At 73.7% G+C, this 14,390-nt stretch carries 16 protein-coding genes and 1 pseudogene; 4 read left to right on the forward strand and 13 right to left on the reverse strand.

The features are described from left to right. Positions 1-119 precede the first annotated feature (119 nt). The 11 genes from CR165_RS08375 to rfaD all read right to left on the reverse strand — a co-directional run bounded on the left by CR165_RS08375 (position 120) and on the right by rfaD (position 9,182). Positions 120-527: a hypothetical protein gene (locus CR165_RS08375; RefSeq protein ID WP_109516523.1), complete on the reverse strand. Its 408-nt coding sequence runs from the start codon at positions 525-527 to the stop codon at positions 120-122. A 2-nt stretch (positions 528-529) separates the two neighbouring features. Beyond that, a complete protein-coding gene (pth, locus tag CR165_RS08380) occupies positions 530-1,102 on the reverse strand; it encodes an aminoacyl-tRNA hydrolase (protein WP_109516524.1) in 573 nt (190 codons plus the stop codon). Between the two features lie 15 nt (positions 1,103-1,117). Beyond that, positions 1,118-1,771 carry a 50S ribosomal protein L25/general stress protein Ctc gene (locus CR165_RS08385; RefSeq protein WP_109516525.1) on the reverse strand — a complete coding sequence of 218 codons (654 nt, stop codon included), beginning with the start codon at positions 1,769-1,771 and terminating at the stop codon, positions 1,118-1,120. 240 nt (positions 1,772-2,011) lie between these two features. Next, complete coding sequence (locus CR165_RS08390) at positions 2,012-2,602, reverse strand: histidine phosphatase family protein (RefSeq protein ID WP_109516526.1); 591 nt, start codon at positions 2,600-2,602, stop codon at positions 2,012-2,014. Next, entirely contained in the window at positions 2,602-3,222 is a 621-nt protein-coding gene (locus tag CR165_RS08395; RefSeq protein ID WP_109516722.1) for a glutathione S-transferase family protein, read from the reverse strand. The genes CR165_RS08390 and CR165_RS08395 overlap by 1 nt, the downstream gene beginning before the upstream one ends. A gap of 214 nt (positions 3,223-3,436) precedes the next feature. Continuing rightward, complete coding sequence (locus tag CR165_RS08400) at positions 3,437-4,369, reverse strand: ribose-phosphate pyrophosphokinase (protein ID WP_109516527.1); 933 nt, start codon at positions 4,367-4,369, stop codon at positions 3,437-3,439. 152 nt (positions 4,370-4,521) lie between these two features. Next, on the reverse strand, positions 4,522-5,484 hold the full coding sequence (locus CR165_RS08405) for a hypothetical protein (RefSeq protein ID WP_109516528.1): 963 nt from the start codon (positions 5,482-5,484) through the stop codon (positions 4,522-4,524). An 84-nt stretch (positions 5,485-5,568) separates the two neighbouring features. After that, the gene (pgeF, locus tag CR165_RS08410) at positions 5,569-6,339 is read right to left on the reverse strand and encodes a peptidoglycan editing factor PgeF (protein ID WP_109516529.1); all 771 of its coding nucleotides are present in this window, start codon (positions 6,337-6,339) and stop codon (positions 5,569-5,571) included. After that, positions 6,336-7,328 (reverse strand): class I SAM-dependent methyltransferase, encoded by a 993-nt coding sequence (locus CR165_RS08415; RefSeq protein ID WP_109516723.1) that lies wholly within the window; start codon positions 7,326-7,328, stop codon positions 6,336-6,338. The genes pgeF and CR165_RS08415 overlap by 4 nt, the downstream gene beginning before the upstream one ends. Before the next feature lie 41 nt (positions 7,329-7,369). After that, positions 7,370-8,176, reverse strand: a complete 807-nt coding sequence (lgt, locus tag CR165_RS08420; RefSeq protein WP_109516530.1) for a prolipoprotein diacylglyceryl transferase — start codon at positions 8,174-8,176, stop codon at positions 7,370-7,372. A gap of 13 nt (positions 8,177-8,189) precedes the next feature. Beyond that, on the reverse strand, positions 8,190-9,182 hold the full coding sequence (rfaD, locus tag CR165_RS08425; RefSeq protein WP_109516531.1) for an ADP-glyceromanno-heptose 6-epimerase: 993 nt from the start codon (positions 9,180-9,182) through the stop codon (positions 8,190-8,192). A 168-nt stretch (positions 9,183-9,350) separates the two neighbouring features. Between rfaD and CR165_RS25600 the strand changes: the two genes are divergently transcribed. Further along, positions 9,351-9,851, forward strand: a complete 501-nt coding sequence (locus CR165_RS25600; RefSeq protein WP_245906263.1) for an accessory factor UbiK family protein — start codon at positions 9,351-9,353, stop codon at positions 9,849-9,851. A gap of 112 nt (positions 9,852-9,963) precedes the next feature. Here CR165_RS25600 and CR165_RS08435 read toward each other — a convergent pair whose 3' ends face one another. Together CR165_RS08435 and purB are read right to left on the reverse strand one after the other, a co-directional pair. Next, positions 9,964-10,227, reverse strand: a complete 264-nt coding sequence (locus CR165_RS08435; protein WP_109516532.1) for a hypothetical protein — start codon at positions 10,225-10,227, stop codon at positions 9,964-9,966. A gap of 249 nt (positions 10,228-10,476) precedes the next feature. After that, on the reverse strand, positions 10,477-11,814 hold the full coding sequence (gene purB, locus CR165_RS08440; RefSeq protein ID WP_109516533.1) for an adenylosuccinate lyase: 1,338 nt from the start codon (positions 11,812-11,814) through the stop codon (positions 10,477-10,479). A gap of 209 nt (positions 11,815-12,023) precedes the next feature. Between purB and CR165_RS08445 the strand changes: the two are divergent. The 3 genes and pseudogenes from CR165_RS08445 to CR165_RS08460 all read left to right on the forward strand — a co-directional run. Beyond that, positions 12,024-12,647: pseudogene (locus CR165_RS08445) on the forward strand (TerC family protein); the annotation flags it as partial. A gap of 428 nt (positions 12,648-13,075) precedes the next feature. Further along, positions 13,076-13,705 (forward strand): YjbE family putative metal transport protein, encoded by a 630-nt coding sequence (locus CR165_RS08450; protein ID WP_109516534.1) that lies wholly within the window; start codon positions 13,076-13,078, stop codon positions 13,703-13,705. After that, on the forward strand, positions 13,705-14,328 hold the full coding sequence (locus CR165_RS08460) for a hypothetical protein (RefSeq protein ID WP_181378059.1): 624 nt from the start codon (positions 13,705-13,707) through the stop codon (positions 14,326-14,328). Before CR165_RS08450 ends, CR165_RS08460 begins: the two co-directional genes overlap by 1 nt. The last annotated feature ends 62 nt before the right edge of the window (positions 14,329-14,390 follow it).

Here is a 14,390-nt window from a genome sequence, read left to right on the forward strand (position 1 = left end):
CGCCGCATGGGCGGCGGCGCCCGTTCGGGCCCCCGGCCCACGATGCGGCCCGCGATCCCGCGCAGCCCGCTCCCCTGGCCCAGGGCGCGGCAGCGCCGCCCCGGGCCAGGGGGGGTGCCTCAGCCCAGCGCGGCGGCGATCTCGCCGGCGATCTGGGCGGCGGCGATGCGGGCGGCGGCGTCGTCCGTCGGCAGCGCCAGGGCGGCGGCGCGCAGCTGCGTCACCGCGCCACCGAGCGACACGTCGAGCGAATGCGCGGCGGCGCGGATCAGCTCGGCGCGCGCCGGGCCCACCGCCTCGGAGACGGCCTGCGCCATGGCCAGCGCCAGGGCGGCGCGGGCGGCGGCGGCCTCGATCGCGCCCTGGTGGCCGGTGTCGCTGGTCTCCAGCGCGGCGGCGGTGCCCGCCAGGCTGTGCGCCTGGGCCAGCAGGCCGGCGGCCAGCGCGGCGGCGCCGTTCGCCAGATCCTCCGGGCCGGGGCCGCCGAACTCGGCGGCCAGGTCGGCGGCAGCGTCTTCCATCGCCATTCTCAGCTCTCCTGGGTCAGCAGGGCCACGCGGGTCATGAAGGCTTCCGGCTCGCCTTTGGCCAGCAGGGGCGCGGCCTCCGCCACTGCATCCAGCATGGGTTCCAGCCAGGTGTCCACCTTGGCGAAGTTGCCCAGCACGTGGCCGGTCACCTTCTCCTTCATGCCGGGATGGCCGATGCCGAGGCGCACGCGCCAGTAGTCCGGCGTGCCCAGCTTGCGGTCCATGTCGCGCAGCCCGTTATGCCCGGCGGCGCCGCCACCCTTCTTCACCCGGATGCGGCCGGGGGCGAGGTCGAGCTCGTCGTGGAAGGCGGTGACGCTGGCGGGCGGGATCTTGTGGAAGGCGGCGGCGGCCTGCACCGAATCGCCCGAGAGGTTCATGTAGGTCTGCGGCTTCAGCAGCAGCAGCTTCTGGCCGGCGATGTTGCCCTCGGCCAGCAGGCCCTTGTAGCGTTGCCGCCACGGCGTGAAGCCGTGGCGGCGGGCGATGGCGTCGAGCGCCATGAAGCCGATGTTGTGGCGGTGCCGCGCCTGACCCGGTTCGGGATTGCCGAGGCCGACCCAGAGCAGCACGCCAGAACCCCTGCCTTACTTCTTCGGCGCGGCCTTGCCGCCCTTGCCCTTGGCGGGCGCGGGGGCGGCGGCGACAGGGGCGGCCACGACCACCTCCTCCTCGACCGTCGGCGGCGCGATGGTGGCCACCACGAAGTCACGGCCGACGATCACCGGCTGGGTGCCCTTGGCGTCCGCCACGTCCGACCAGCGCAGGCTGTCGCCGATGGCGGCGGCGCCCATGTCGATCTCGAACTGGTCCGGCACCTGGTCGGGGTCGGACAGCACCTCGACCTCGCGGCGGACGACGTTCAGCACGCCACCCTCCTTGATGCCCGGCGCGCTCTCCTCGTTCAGGAACACCACCGGCACCTTCACACGGATCAGCTGGCCGGGGGCCAGGCGCTGGAAGTCCACGTGCAGGGGGATGTCCTTCACGGGGTGGAACTGCACGTCGCGCATCAGGCAGCGCTCGGTCGTGCCGTTCACAGCCACCTCGTAGAGGTGCGACTGCCAGCCGCCCTTGTGCAGCTCCTTCATCACGTCGCGCGGGTCGAGCGACAGCAGCGTCGCCTCCTGCTTCGCGCCGTAGATGACCGCGGGGACGCGCCCCGTCCTCCGAGTCGCGCGCGCCGCCCCCTTACCGGCCAACTCGCGCGCCTCGGCCTCGATCCGAATGGTCTGGACCATGTGTCCGTGCTCCGCTTGCTCTGTGGCGCCGCGCCGGCTCTGCCGGGGCGCCTGCCCAATCCCGCCCCCGGGCCCATGCCCGAAAACAGTTGCGCTGGCCTCCAGGGGTGCCAGCGCGGGGCGGGGAATAGGGCATTTGGTGCCGGGAGGCAATCATTCGCCGGCGTCCCGGGCAGGGGAATCGCCCGCGGCGCCGGCGCCGCCGCCGCTGGCAGCGGAATCCGCCCGCGGCGCCGCCGCTCAGGGCATGGCCAGCGGGTCGAAGGCCCAGGCCTCGCCGCCGGCGGCGGGGGGCGTCACCCACATCGGCAGGGCGTTGGGCGTGCGCACATTGGCCGGCAGCCCCGCCTCGGCGCGGAAGGCGCGCCACAGCGCCCCATGCGCCACCACCAGCACCGGGCCGGGGCGGGAGAGGCAGTGGTTGATGGCGGCCACGGTGCGGTCGCGCAGCTGGGCGAAGCTCTCGGCGCCCTCGGGGGTGAAGCGGCCCTCCACCCAGTCGTCGAACCAGCCGGCCATGGGCTGGCCCTCCTGCACGCCGAAGGAGACCTCGCGCAGCGCGTCATGGATCTCGACCGGCAGGCCCAGCGCCCGGGCCACCGCCTCGGCCGTGTCCCGCGCGCGGCCGAGGGGGGAGGCCACGATGGTGGCGATCTCCCGCCCCGCCTGGCCTTCCAGCAGCGCCTGCGCCGCCCGCTCCGCCTGAGCGATGCCGATGGAGTTCAGCGGGATGTCCACATTGCCCTGGGAGAGGCCGCGCGCGTTCCAGTCCGTCTCGCCATGGCGGAGGAACCAGAAGGCTTCGCGGGTGAGGCGGCCGCCCCCGGCCATCAGGCGAGGCCCTCGGTGGCCATGGCGCGCTGCACGGCGGGGCGGGCCAGCATCCGCTCGTAATGCGCCTGCAGCCGCGGCGGCAGGGTCATGCCCATCCGCTTCACCGCCCAGAACTCGACGAAGAACAGCGCCGGATCGGCCACCGAGTAGCCGGAGGGCAGCACCCACTCGGCCCCCTTCCAGGTGGCGTCCATATCGGCGAAGCCCTTGGCGGCGAGGGCGGTGCCCTGCTCCTTCACCTTCGGGTGGTCGGCCTCGCTGGGGGCGAAGCGGGCCTGGTTGAACAGGCGCGAGAAGCCCTGCGGGTGGATGGTGCCGGTGACGAAGTCCATCGCCTCGAGGGCGCGGGCCTGGCCCTCGGCATCGGCCGGCAGCAGGCCGGCGGCGGGGTTGCTGGCGGCCAGCCAGAAGGCGATGGCGGTGTACTGCGTCAGCACCGAGCCGTCGTCGCGCACCAGGGTGGGCACCTTGCCCTTCGGGTTCAGCGCCTTGAACTCGGGCGTCTGCAGCGCGCCTTCCTTGATGGGGGAGCGCACCGCCTCGAAGGGCTGGCCGATCTCCTCGAGCAGGACATGGATGCCGAGCGAGCAGGCGCCGGGGGAGTAGTGGAGCTTCATGGTGGCCGGGTTCCGGTTCTGGACGGGGTCGGCCCGGAGGATCGGCGGCAGGGCGCGGGCGCGCAAGCCGGGGCCGGTGAATTTCCGGCCCGCTCCGCCGCCGCCGGCAGGGCGCCCGCACGAGGAGGCCGGGCACCGGCGCATCCCCGCCGGTCTCGGCGCACGGGCGAGGATGGCGCCGAGGCGGGGCGGACCGTGAAATCCGCCCGCGCGCTCAGTTGAACAGGGTGGAGACCGAGCTTTCCTCGGAGATGCGGCGCATCGCCTCGGCCAGCAGCGGCGCGATGGTGAGCTGGCGGATGTTGGAGGAGACGCGCACCGCCTCGGTCGCCTGGATGCTGTCCGTCACCACCATCTGCTCGATGCTGGCGGCGCCGATGCGGGCCACCGCGCCGCCCGAGAACACGCCATGCGTCACATAGACGCTGACCGACTTGGCGCCGTTCTTCAGCAGCGCGTCGGCCGCGTTGCACAGCGTGCCGCCCGAGTCGACGATGTCGTCCACCAGGATGCAGTCCCGCCCCTCGACGTCGCCGATGACGTTCATCACCTCGGAGACGCCGGCGCGGGGGCGGCGCTTGTCGATGATGGCGAGGTCGGTGTGCAGCCGGGCGGCGATGGCCCGCGCCCGCACCACGCCGCCGACATCGGGGGAGACGACCATCAGGTCGCGGCCCTTGTAGCGCTCCAGGATGTCGCGCGCGAAGAGGGGGGCGGCGAAGAGGTTGTCCACCGGGATGTCGAAGAAGCCCTGGATCTGCCCGGCATGCAGGTCGAGCGTCAGCACGCGGTCGGCGCCGGCCTCGGTGATGAGGTTGGCCACCAGCTTGGCGCTGATCGGCGTGCGGGGGCCGGACTTCCGGTCCTGCCGCGCATAGCCGAAATAGGGGATGACGGCCGTGACGCGCCGGGCGGAGCTGCGCTTCAGCGCGTCCAGCGTGATCAGCAGCTCCATCAGGTTGTCATTGGCGGGGTAGGAGGTGCTCTGCACCACGAACACATCCTCGCCGCGGATATTCTCGTGGATCTCCACGAACACCTCCATATCCGCGAAGCGGCGTATGGAGGCCTGTGTCAGCGGCAGGTTCAGCGCGGCGGCCACCGCCTCGGCGAGCGGGCGGTTGCTGTTGCAGGCGACGATCTTCATGGGGCGCGGCATCTCCGGGCAGCGGACCCAGGGGAAAGTCGGGCCCGGCGAGGAACGGGCCGCGTGGTAGCAACGTGACAGCCTCGTGTCTATCGTCGCCAGGCCTTTGGCATGGCTGGCGTGCAAATCCTCACCCCGTCGCCGTGCCCCTCTCAGCGGGCCGGGGCGGCCTCCGCCCTGGCGCCCCGGTGCGCCTCGGGCGGTGGCGGCGGCGGCGGTGTGGCCTCGTCCAGCTCCGGCTGGGCGGCGTTCTGCAGCACCTCGCGGATGCCGCTGGCCGCCTGCTCGGCCGCCACATAGGCCACGTCGCCCCACAGCCCGTTGAGCGAGCCGCGCGGCACCTCGTTGATCTGCACCACCCGGCCCAGCTCGTAGCCGTCGCGCCGGCTGACGATCCATTGCAGCTCGATGCGCTGCTTGTCGCCCGGCGCCGGCACCGCCTGCACCTCGGCCTGCACGGCGTAGGTGGCGCCCTCCGCCTGGTCCTGCGGCAGGTAGCCGAGGCGGGTGAGGAACTCGCCCAGGCGGTTGCGCAGGCTGCGGTTGCCGTCGCCCGGCGCGCCCTTCACGCCCGCCAGGCGGATTCGCAGCGGGCCGCGCCCGGCCAGCGCCGCCGGGTCGCTGGCCTTGCGCGAGGCCTCCACCGCCTCCAGCAGCGTGGCCACGCCGGGGGCGTCGCGCGCCGCCACCTCGCGGAACACCGCTTCCTCCTCCATGCCCCAGCCGCGCAGCGGGGCGGGGCGGCCCTCGGTGGCGCCGATCGAGGTGCCGTCGGCGTCGAACAGCTCGTAGCGGGGCAGCAGGCGGCTGCCCTCCCGCCGGGCGGTGACGATCAGCGGCCAGTCCAGCGGCTGCACGGGCGTCGCCGCGGCCGGCACCTCCGCCGCGCGCAGCGCCTCGGCCAGGGTCTCGGCGAAGCGCTCCGCCCCGGCATCGGTCAGCAGCGCCTCGGTCGGGGTGGGCACGGCGATGCGGTAGGCGGGCGGCCGCGCCAGCCGCCGCGCCTCGGCCCCCGGATTGCCCCGGAAGGGCTGCAGGTCGGCGCAGGCGGCCAGCAGCAGCAGCGGCGCCAGCAGCGGCGCCAGCCAGGCGCGGGCGCCCTCAGACCAGCGCAAAGCAGGACACCAGCATGGTCAGGACGAGGAGCAGCAGGAAGATCACCATGTAGGGCATGGGGTTGGCCCTTCCGGAAGTTCGGATCAGGCGGGCAGGGCGATGGCCGAGAGCTGGTGGCCGATCGGGCCCTCGCCGGCCAGGGTGCGGCGGCGGTGGCTGAAGAAGCGGTCCGGCTCGGCGCAGGTGTCGGCCGGGATCACGGCCACGCGGCCGGTTCTTGCCGCCACCAGCCGCGCCGCGCAATAGCCGGCGAGGTCGAACTGCCAGTGCGCCTCGCGCCGCCCGGCGACGAAGAAGCGCGAATCGGCCGCCTCGCGCGCCAGCACGGCGTCGCGCAGGTCATTCCCCACCTCGTAGGAATCCTGGCGGATGCAGGGGCCGACCACGGCGGTGATGGCGTGGCGGCTGGCGCCCAGCCGCTCCATGGCCAGCAGCGTCTCCTCCAGGATGCCGGCGACGGCGCCGCGCCAGCCGGCATGGGCCGCGCCCACCACCCCCGCCTCCATGTCCGCGAACAGCACCGGGCCGCAATCGGCGGTGACGACGCCGAGCGCCAGGCCGGGGCGGTCGGTCACCAGCGCGTCCGCCGTCGGGCGGACCTCGTTCGGGATGGGCTGGCCGACCACGGCCACGGCCACGCCATGCACCTGGTGCGCGCTGGAGAGGGCGCCGCCCGGCAGGCCCAGCGCGTCCATGGCGCGGGCGCGGTTCGTGGCCACCGCCGCCGCGTCGTCCTGCCCCGAGAGGGAGCAGTTCAGCGTGGCGAAGCCGCCCTTCGAGACGCCGCCGCGGCGGGTGAAGAAGCCGTGCGGCAGGCCGGCGAAGAGGTCGGTGGAGAGGAATTCGGCGGTCATGCGGCCTCGAAGCCCGGCGGTGGGGGCAGGTCAGGGTGGCAGATCGCCAGCGCCTTGAACAACCGCCCCATGCCTTCCGGGGCGATCAGCCGCTGCGCGGCGGAGAGCTGGTGGCCCGCCGAGGCGGGGGCGGCGCGGGCCAGCATGGCCGCCCGCGTCACCAGCCCGAGCGATTGCAGGAACAGGCCCTGCGGCACCGGGCCGTGCACCGCCGCGCCGGCGGCGCGGGCGGCGCGGGCGAGGGCGGCGAAATCGACATGCGCGGTGATGTCGGCGCTGCCCGGCGGGCCCAGCGGGTCGGCGGCGCGGTGGCCGCTGAGCGCCTGCAGCGAATCGCCCAGCCCGGAGGCGGCGGGGCCGTAGTCGAGGAACAGCGCGGCGCCGCCCTGCGCCGCCAGCCGCGCCGCCAGCCTGGCCACGAGGCCGCGCGCCGCCTCGGAGACCTCCTGCACCGCGCCCTCCGGCGCCGAATCGGGCAGCTCCAGCCCGGCCACCGGGCCGGCGGGGCGCTCGGTGAAGGCGCCGGCCAGGACATGGCGCTCGGCCCAGCCCGCGCCCCGGCGGACGAACTGCCGCACCGGCAGCGCGTCCAGGAACTCGTTGCCGAGCAGCAGCAGCGGGCCATCCGGCAGGGTGGAGAAATCCTCGTGCCAGGTGGCGGCGGCGCCGGCGAGCGGCGCCTCCAGGGCGCGGGCCTGGGCGGCGCGCAGCGCCGGGCTCTGCTCCACCAGATGCACCCGCAGCGCGGCGCGGAAGCCCGGCATCACCTGGCCGATGGCGCGCAGGGCGTCGGCCATCAGCGTGCCGCGGCCCGGGCCGGCCTCGGCCAGCAGCACCGGCGCCGGGCGGCCCATCGATTGCCACAGCACCGCCGCCCACAGGCCGAGGCACTCGCCGAAGGCCTGGCTGATCTCGGGCGCGGTGGTGAAGTCGCCCCGCGCGCCGAAGGGGTCGCGCCCCGCATAGTAGGCGGCGGCGGCGCGGGCCATGAAGCGGTCCAGCCGCTCGGGGGCCTCCGGGGCGGGATCGCTCACGCCGCGGCCACCCTGTCGCGCGGGGCGAGCAGCATCAGGGCGAGGCCGGCCAGCACCATCGGGATGGAGAGGAGCTGCCCCATGGTGGCGCCGCCCCACAGGAAGCCGAGCTGCGCGTCCGGCTGGCGGAACAGCTCGCCGATGATGCGCGCCACGCCGTAGCCGGCCAGGAAGGCGCCGGCGGTGAAGCCGCGCCGCGCCCGGATGGCGGGGATGCGCACCAGCACCTGCAGCAGGACGAACAGGCAGAGCCCCTCCATCGCCGCCTGGTAGAGCTGGCTGGGGTGGCGCGGCTCCGGCCCGCCATGCGGGAAGACCATGGCCCAGGGCACGTCCGAGACGCGGCCCCACAGCTCGCCATTGATGAAGTTGGCCAGCCGCCCGAAGAACAGGCCGATCGGCACCACCGCCGTCAGCCGGTCGCCGAAGCGGCGGATGGAGAGGCCGTGGCGGCGGCAGAACAGCACCAGCGCCAGGATCACCCCCGCCGCGCCGCCATGGAAGGACATGCCGCCGCGCCAGAGGTAGAAGGCCTCCCACGGCGCCGAGAGGTAGTGGTCCGTCTGGTAGAACAGCACGTAGCCGAGCCGGCCGCCGAGGATGACGCCGAGCACCGCCCAGGTGACGAAATCGTCCACCTGCTCGGCCGAGGCGGCCACCGGCGGCAGCGCCACCAGCCGGCGCATCAGCCGCCAGCCGAGGATGATGCCGGCGATGTAGGCCAGCGCGTACCAGCGGATCGCCAGCGGGCCGATCTCGATCAGCACCGGGTCGATGGCGGGGAAGGGCAGGGCGAGGAGCATCCGGGCGCCGCCTTCAGCGATACGGGTCGGGGCGGGTGAGGAAGTCCTGCACGTAGCGCCGCACCCCGTCCTCCAGCCCGGTGGCGGCGCCGGTGAAGCCGGCCGCGCGCAGCCGCTCCATCCGCGCCTGGGTGAAGTACTGGTACTTGCCCACCAGATCGACCGGCATCTCGATGAAGGCGATCTCCGGCGTCCGGTCCAGCGCGGCATAGACCGCCCGCGTCAGGTCGAGGAAGCTGCGCGCCGTGCCGGTGCCGACGTTGAACAGCCCGCTGGCCTGCGGGTTGTCCAGCAGCCAGAGCATCACCTCCACGCAGTCGTCCACATGCACGAAGTCGCGCAGCTGCTCGCCATCGGCGATGCCCTCGCGGTCCGACTTGAACAGGGTGGCGGGGGCGCCGGTCATGATCTGGCGGAACTTGTGCAGCACCACGCTGGCCATGCGGCCCTTGTGGTGCTCGTTCGGCCCATAGACGTTGAAGAACTTCAGCCCGGCCCATTGCGGCGGCGCGGCGCGGCCGCGCGCCAGCAGGTCGGCCACGCGCCGGTCCGTCGCGTGCTTCGACCAGCCATAGAGGTTGAGCGGCCGCAGCGCGGCCAGCGCCGCGGGGGAGGCGTCGTCGTCGAAGCCCAGCGCGCCGTCGCCATAGGTGGCGGCGGAGGAGGCATAGACCAGCCGCACCCCGTGCTCGGCGCACCAGGCGAACAGGCGCAGCGTGAGGGAGAGGTTGTTCTCCGCCACCAGGTCGCCGTCGCGCACCGTGGTGTCGCTGATGGCGCCGAGATGGAAGATCATCTCGGGGCGCGGCGCGTCCTCCAGCCAGTCCCACAGCTTCTCGGGCGGCAGGATGCCGGCGATCGGGTGGTGCGCCAGGTTGCGCCACTTCTCCCGGCCCGGCTCGCCGCTGCGCAGCCGGTCGCAGACCAGCACCTCCGCCCCCCGTTCGCAAAGTGCCGCGACGAGGTTGGAGCCGATGAAACCGGCACCGCCAGTGACCAGATACATGCGCGAGCCTTCCGCGACGATGGACCAGCGGGGGGAATGGTCGCCCGCCGGGCGGGCCGGGTATAGGCGGCGTGCGCCGGCCCCGGCAACCGCCCCGGTCGATCCAAAAGGCGCGAGCCGCCGGCACGGGCCAGGAGCCCGCAGGCGCCGTAACAAGGAGAGTGGATGATGGAATCGGGTTCTGAGAGCGGCGCCGGCAATGGCCCTGGCCGCCGCGGCCGCCTTTTCGACGATCTCGCCGGCCTGGCCGGCGGTGCCTTCTCCATGGTCTCGGGGCTGCGCGCCGAGGTGGAGGCGATGGCCCGCTCTCAGGTGGAGATGATGGTGCAGCGGCTCGAGCTGGTGAAGCGCGAGGACCTGGACGCCGCGCTGGAGGTGGCCCGCCGCGCCCGCGAGGAGAGCACCGCCCTGGCCGCCCGCGTGGCCGCGCTGGAGGCGAAGCTCGGCATGGCCACCGCGCCCGCCGCCGCCTCGCCCGCCGGCCCGCCCCCCGCCACGCCCGCCCCGGAGCCCACCCAGCCTGCCGAGCCGCCCGCCCATGCCGGTGGCCCCCGCCTGGCGGACGAGGCGGGCGACAAGGGCGGCGAGGGCGAGCCGCCGGCCGGCATCGAGCCGGGCCGCGCCGCCGGCTCCGGCACGGAGGGGTCCCACCCCGCCAAGCCGCTCTGATCCCGGCGGGCCGCCCCGGCCCGGCGGGAAAGGGGCGCCCAGACAAGAGGGGCCGGGGGAATTCCTTCCCCCGGCCCCTTGTCATGCCGGCCCTTCCCGGGGCGTCGCCCCGTCAGAAGCCGAAATAGATGCCGGCGCGCGGCGGCGGCCGGTAGTAGCGCGGCGGCGGCGGCGGATAGTAGTAGCGCACCGGGGGCGGATGGTAGTAGCGGGGCGGCGGCGCGTAGTGGCGCGCGCGCGGCGGCGGCCCGTAGTAGCGGGGGCCATGGCCGTAGCCCCGGCCATGGCCGCGATGGTGGCCCCAGCCACGATGGTCGTGCACCAGCACCACCTCATCCGCCTGGGCGGGAGCGGGCGCGGCGGTGAGGCCGAGCATCAGGCCGGCAGCCGCGAACCCGGCCAGAACCAGTTGACGCGCAGCCGGTAGACGCAAGCCTGGCATGGTTCGGTCCTTCCTCGACATGATGCGAGTGTCACGCGGGCCTGGGGCAGAACCGTGGCGGAGGGCGGGCGGCGGTGTGGCCGCCCGTAACCTTCCTGTGTGGTGCGCCGCACCGTGCCCGTATGGTGCGCCGCACCGTGCCCGCGTGGTGCGCACGCACTCTGCCGGGCGCGGCCCCCCGCCTCAGCCCGCGGCGAAGACGCGGGCGAAGATGGTCTCCACGTGGCGGAAGTCGCGCTGCGGGTCGATCGCCTGGTCCAGCGCCGCCGCGTCCAGCTTGCCGGCCACCTCGGCATCGGCCAGCAGGTTGTCGCGGAAGCTGCGGGAATCGGGGGTGCCGAGCGCCGTCCAGGTGGCCATGGCGGCGCGCTGCACGGCGCGGTAGGCGCCCTCGCGCGAGAGGCCGGCCTGGGTCAGCGCCAGCAGCACCTTCTGGCTGTGCACCACGCCGCCCAGGCTCTCCAGATTGGCCGTCATCCGCTCCGGATAGACGGTCAGCTTGTCGATCATGCCGGTGAGGCGGGCGAGGGCGAAGTCCAGCGTGATGGTGGCGTCCGGCCCGATCACCCGCTCCACCGAGGAGTGGCTGATGTCGCGCTCATGCCACAGCGCCACGTTCTCCAGCGCCGGCAGGGCGTAGCCGCGCACGATGCGGGCGAGGCCGGTGAGGTTCTCCGACAGCACCGGGTTGCGCTTGTGCGGCATGGCGGAGGACCCCTTCTGGCCGGGGTGGAAGTATTCCTCCGCCTCGCGCACCTCGGAGCGCTGCAGGTGGCGCACCTCGGTGGCCAGCCGCTCGATGCCCGAGGCGATGACGGCCAGCACGCAGAAGAAGGCGGCGTGCCGGTCGCGCGGGATCACCTGGGTGGAGACCGGCTCCACCGTCAGCCCCAGCTTCTCCGCCACGAACGCCTCCACCCGCGGGTCCACCGCGGCGAAGGTGCCGACGGCGCCGGAAATGGCGCAGGTGGCGATCTCGTCACGCGCCGCCACCAGCCGGGCCCGGTTTCGGATGAATTCGGCGTAATGTCCCGCAAGCTTGAGACCGAAGGTGGTGGGCTCGGCATGGATGCCGTGGCTGCGGCCGACGGTGGGGGTGTATTTGTGCTCCTCGGCCCGGCGCTTCAGCGCCGCCAGCAGCCGGTCCAGCTCGGCGATCAGCAGGTCGGCGGCGCGCGCCAGCTGCACCGAGAGGCAGGTGTCCAGCACGTCGGAGCTGGTCAGGCCCTGGTGCATGAAGCGCGCATCCTCGCCGATGCCCTCGGCCATCCAGGTGAGGAAGGCGATGACGTCGTGCCGCGTCTCGCGCTCGATCTCGTCGATGCGGGCGATGTCGGCGGCGGAGATGGCGGCGGCGCGCGGCGCGCCCTTCTCGCGGATGGTGCGGGCGGCCTCGGCCGGGATGGTGCCGAGCTGGCCCATCGCCTCGGCCGCCAGCGCCTCGATCTCGAACCAGATGCGGTAGCGGGCCTCGGGGGACCAGATGGCGGTCATCTCGGGGCGGCTGTAGCGCGGAACCATGCGCGGTCCTCCTGCAGGGGCGCCAGCGGGGCGCCGGCGAGAGCGAAGGCCGGCACACGGACGGCCCGGGAGGGGCGGGGAATGGCCGCAGCACGCGGCGGCGTCAACCGGACGAACATGTCAAAAATGTCACCTTTCCGACACGAGAGTTGTGTAACGGCAGGTGTCGCTTTATGCGCCGCCTCTCCATCGGGAACGGGAACGGGTTCATGGATTTGGCAGGCTTGATGCCTGAACTGATTGCCCTCGGGCAGGTTCTCTTCATCGACCTCGTGCTGGCGGGCGACAACGCCATCGTCGTCGGCATGGCGGCGGCGGGTCTTCCCTCGGAGCAGCGGCGCAAGGCGATCTTCTGGGGCATCGTCGCCGCCACCGTCATGCGTATCGGCTTCGCGGCCATCACCACCCAGCTGCTGGCCATCGTCGGCATCACCCTGGCGGGTGGCGTGCTGCTGCTGTGGGTCTGCTGGAAGATGTTCCGCGAGCTGCGCGAGGGCGCGGGGCATGGCGGCCAGGACGAGGGGGTGGACGCGATCGAGTCCGCCGATGCCGCCAATCCGGGCGCGCCGCGCAAGACTCTGCGCCAGGCCATCGTGCAGATCCTGGTGGCCGACATCTCCATGTCGCTCGACAACGTGCTGGCGGTGGCCGGCGCGGCGAAGGAGCATCTGTGGGTGCTGGTGGTCGGCCTCGCCATCTCGGTGGTGCTGATGGGCGTCGCCGCCACGCTGATCGCGCGGCTGCTGGACCGCCACCGCTGGATCGCCTGGCTGGGCCTGCTGGTCATCCTCTACGTCGCCATCACCATGATCCTGGGCGGCACGGCGGAAGTGACCGAGGCGGTGCCGGAGGCCTACATGTACCTGGCCCTGCCGCTCGGCTACCTGGCCCTGCCGGGGGTCTTCCCCACCTGGCTCTGGGTCGGCGCCACGCTGCTGCAGGTGGTGGTGGTGACGGTGCTGGTCGCCGCCATCGGCACCAGCATCCGCCAGGCGCTGGAGCGGCAGCGCCACCGCGCGCACTGAGCGCGGCTTCCGCGCAGCGGCCGGGCGCCCCGCAGGGGGCGCCCGCTTTCCGGCGCCGGTCCTCCGGCGCCGTTCTGCTTTCCAGCCTGTCCGGGGTGTCATGACCTGCCGGACAGATACCGGCCCGGCGGATTTCCGGCCGCGCCGGCCCGGCCTAGCGTCGCGCCCCTCGTTCCCTGCGGGTGTGCCCGAGCCTCCAGTCTCCGCCGCCCGCTCCTCGCGGAGACGCACTACGGATGGAATCGCTGACCGGCTCCCTCGGCAGTCTGGCCGAGATCATGTGGCTCAACATCATTCTCTCGGGCGACAACGCCGTGGTCATCGGCATGGCGGCCGCCGGCCTGCCGCCGCGGCAGCGCGCGCGCGCCGTGCTGTTCGGCATCGCCGCGGCGGCGGTGCTGCGCATCGTCTTCTCGGTCTTCGCCAGCATGCTGCTGGCGCTGTGGTGGATCGACCTGGTGGGCGGGCTGGCGCTGCTCTACATCGCCTGGAGCTTCTTCCGCGAGCTGCGCCACGAGAAGCAGGCCGAGGACGAGACCGGCCACGCCGTGCACGACAAGAGCCTGGCGCAGGCGCTGTGGCAGATCATCGTGGCCGATGTCTCGATGAGCCTCGACAACGTGCTGGCGGTGGCCGCCGTGGCGCGCGCCAACCTGACCCTGCTGATGGTGGGCCTCGGCATCTCCATCGTCATGATGGGCCTGCTGGGCGGGCTGCTGGCCAAGCTGCTGGATCGGTTCAAGATCATCGCCTATGTCGGCGTGGCGCTGATCGCCTATATCGGCGTGGAACTGCTCTGGGAGGGCCTGATCATGGCGAATGCGACGCTCAACCTCGGTCTCGGCCTGCCCGGGGCGGGCCATTGATGCGCGCCGGCCTCGGCCTGGCGCTGGCTGCCCTGCTGGCCGGCTGCGCGGCGCAGCCGGAGGGCGCGGGCGGCCCCGTGGTGGCGCGGCCGGGCCTGGACGCGGTGCTGGCCCGGCTGCCCGACGAGGCGGCCGGCTTCACCCGCGGCATGACCGCCGACATGGAGGCGACCCAGCCCGGCCAGGGCCGCGCGGTGGACTATGCCACCCCCGCCCGGGCCGGCGTCGCGGCGCGCGCCGCCATCGCCTCGGTCATCGTCTATGACAAGGGCCTGCCGCCGCTGCCGCCGGAGACCCCGCCGGCCGTGGTGGAGGCCCAGCTGAGCGAGGGCGTGGCCGAGGCGCTGATGCCCGCCCCCGGCCGCCAGATGGCCGAGGCCGGCCGCCGCGCCCTGGAGGTGCCGGGCGGCGCGCCGCTGCAATGCGCGGTGCTGGACGGCACCTATGGCCGCACGGCGATGTGGCAGCAGCTCTGCGTCGGCGTCGCGGCGGGGCGGTTCCTGAAGGTGTTCATCGCCGTGCCGGTACGCCAGCGCGACCTGCTGGCGATGGATGCGGACGGCTTCACCCGCGCCATCGCGCAGGCCGCCCGCAACACCGGCGCGGTGCTTCCCACGCGCTGACCGGCCGGGTGGAAGAGGGCCGGGCGGAGGAAGGGCCGGACGGAGGAAGGGCCGGGGCGTTC

Source organism: Teichococcus aestuarii (assembly GCF_003116135.1).
In the GTDB taxonomy this organism is placed as follows: domain Bacteria; phylum Pseudomonadota; class Alphaproteobacteria; order Acetobacterales; family Acetobacteraceae; genus Pseudoroseomonas; species Pseudoroseomonas aestuarii.

What these genes read in the sequence shown, in the direction of transcription:
- CR165_RS08375 (WP_109516523.1), bottom strand. Translation starts at nt 527, where the DNA reads ATGGCGATGGAAGACGCTGCCGCCGACCTGGCCGCCGAGTTCGGCGGC.
- CR165_RS08385 (WP_109516525.1), bottom strand. Translation starts at nt 1,771, where the DNA reads ATGGTCCAGACCATTCGGATCGAGGCCGAGGCGCGCGAGTTGGCCGGT.
- CR165_RS08390 (WP_109516526.1), bottom strand. Translation starts at nt 2,602, where the DNA reads ATGGCCGGGGGCGGCCGCCTCACCCGCGAAGCCTTCTGGTTCCTCCGC.
- CR165_RS08395 (WP_109516722.1), bottom strand. Translation starts at nt 3,222, where the DNA reads ATGAAGCTCCACTACTCCCCCGGCGCCTGCTCGCTCGGCATCCATGTC.
- CR165_RS08400 (WP_109516527.1), bottom strand. Translation starts at nt 4,369, where the DNA reads ATGAAGATCGTCGCCTGCAACAGCAACCGCCCGCTCGCCGAGGCGGTG.
- pgeF (WP_109516529.1), bottom strand. Translation starts at nt 6,339, where the DNA reads ATGACCGCCGAATTCCTCTCCACCGACCTCTTCGCCGGCCTGCCGCAC.
- CR165_RS08415 (WP_109516723.1), bottom strand. Translation starts at nt 7,328, where the DNA reads ATGGCCCGCGCCGCCGCCGCCTACTATGCGGGGCGCGACCCCTTCGGC.
- lgt (WP_109516530.1), bottom strand. Translation starts at nt 8,176, where the DNA reads ATGCTCCTCGCCCTGCCCTTCCCCGCCATCGACCCGGTGCTGATCGAG.
- rfaD (WP_109516531.1), bottom strand. Translation starts at nt 9,182, where the DNA reads ATGTATCTGGTCACTGGCGGTGCCGGTTTCATCGGCTCCAACCTCGTC.
- CR165_RS25600 (WP_245906263.1), top strand. Translation starts at nt 9,351, where the DNA reads ATGGAATCGGGTTCTGAGAGCGGCGCCGGCAATGGCCCTGGCCGCCGC.
- CR165_RS08435 (WP_109516532.1), bottom strand. Translation starts at nt 10,227, where the DNA reads ATGCTCGGCCTCACCGCCGCGCCCGCTCCCGCCCAGGCGGATGAGGTG.
- purB (WP_109516533.1), bottom strand. Translation starts at nt 11,814, where the DNA reads ATGGTTCCGCGCTACAGCCGCCCCGAGATGACCGCCATCTGGTCCCCC.
- CR165_RS08450 (WP_109516534.1), top strand. Translation starts at nt 13,076, where the DNA reads ATGGAATCGCTGACCGGCTCCCTCGGCAGTCTGGCCGAGATCATGTGG.
- CR165_RS08460 (WP_181378059.1), top strand. Translation starts at nt 13,705, where the DNA reads ATGCGCGCCGGCCTCGGCCTGGCGCTGGCTGCCCTGCTGGCCGGCTGC.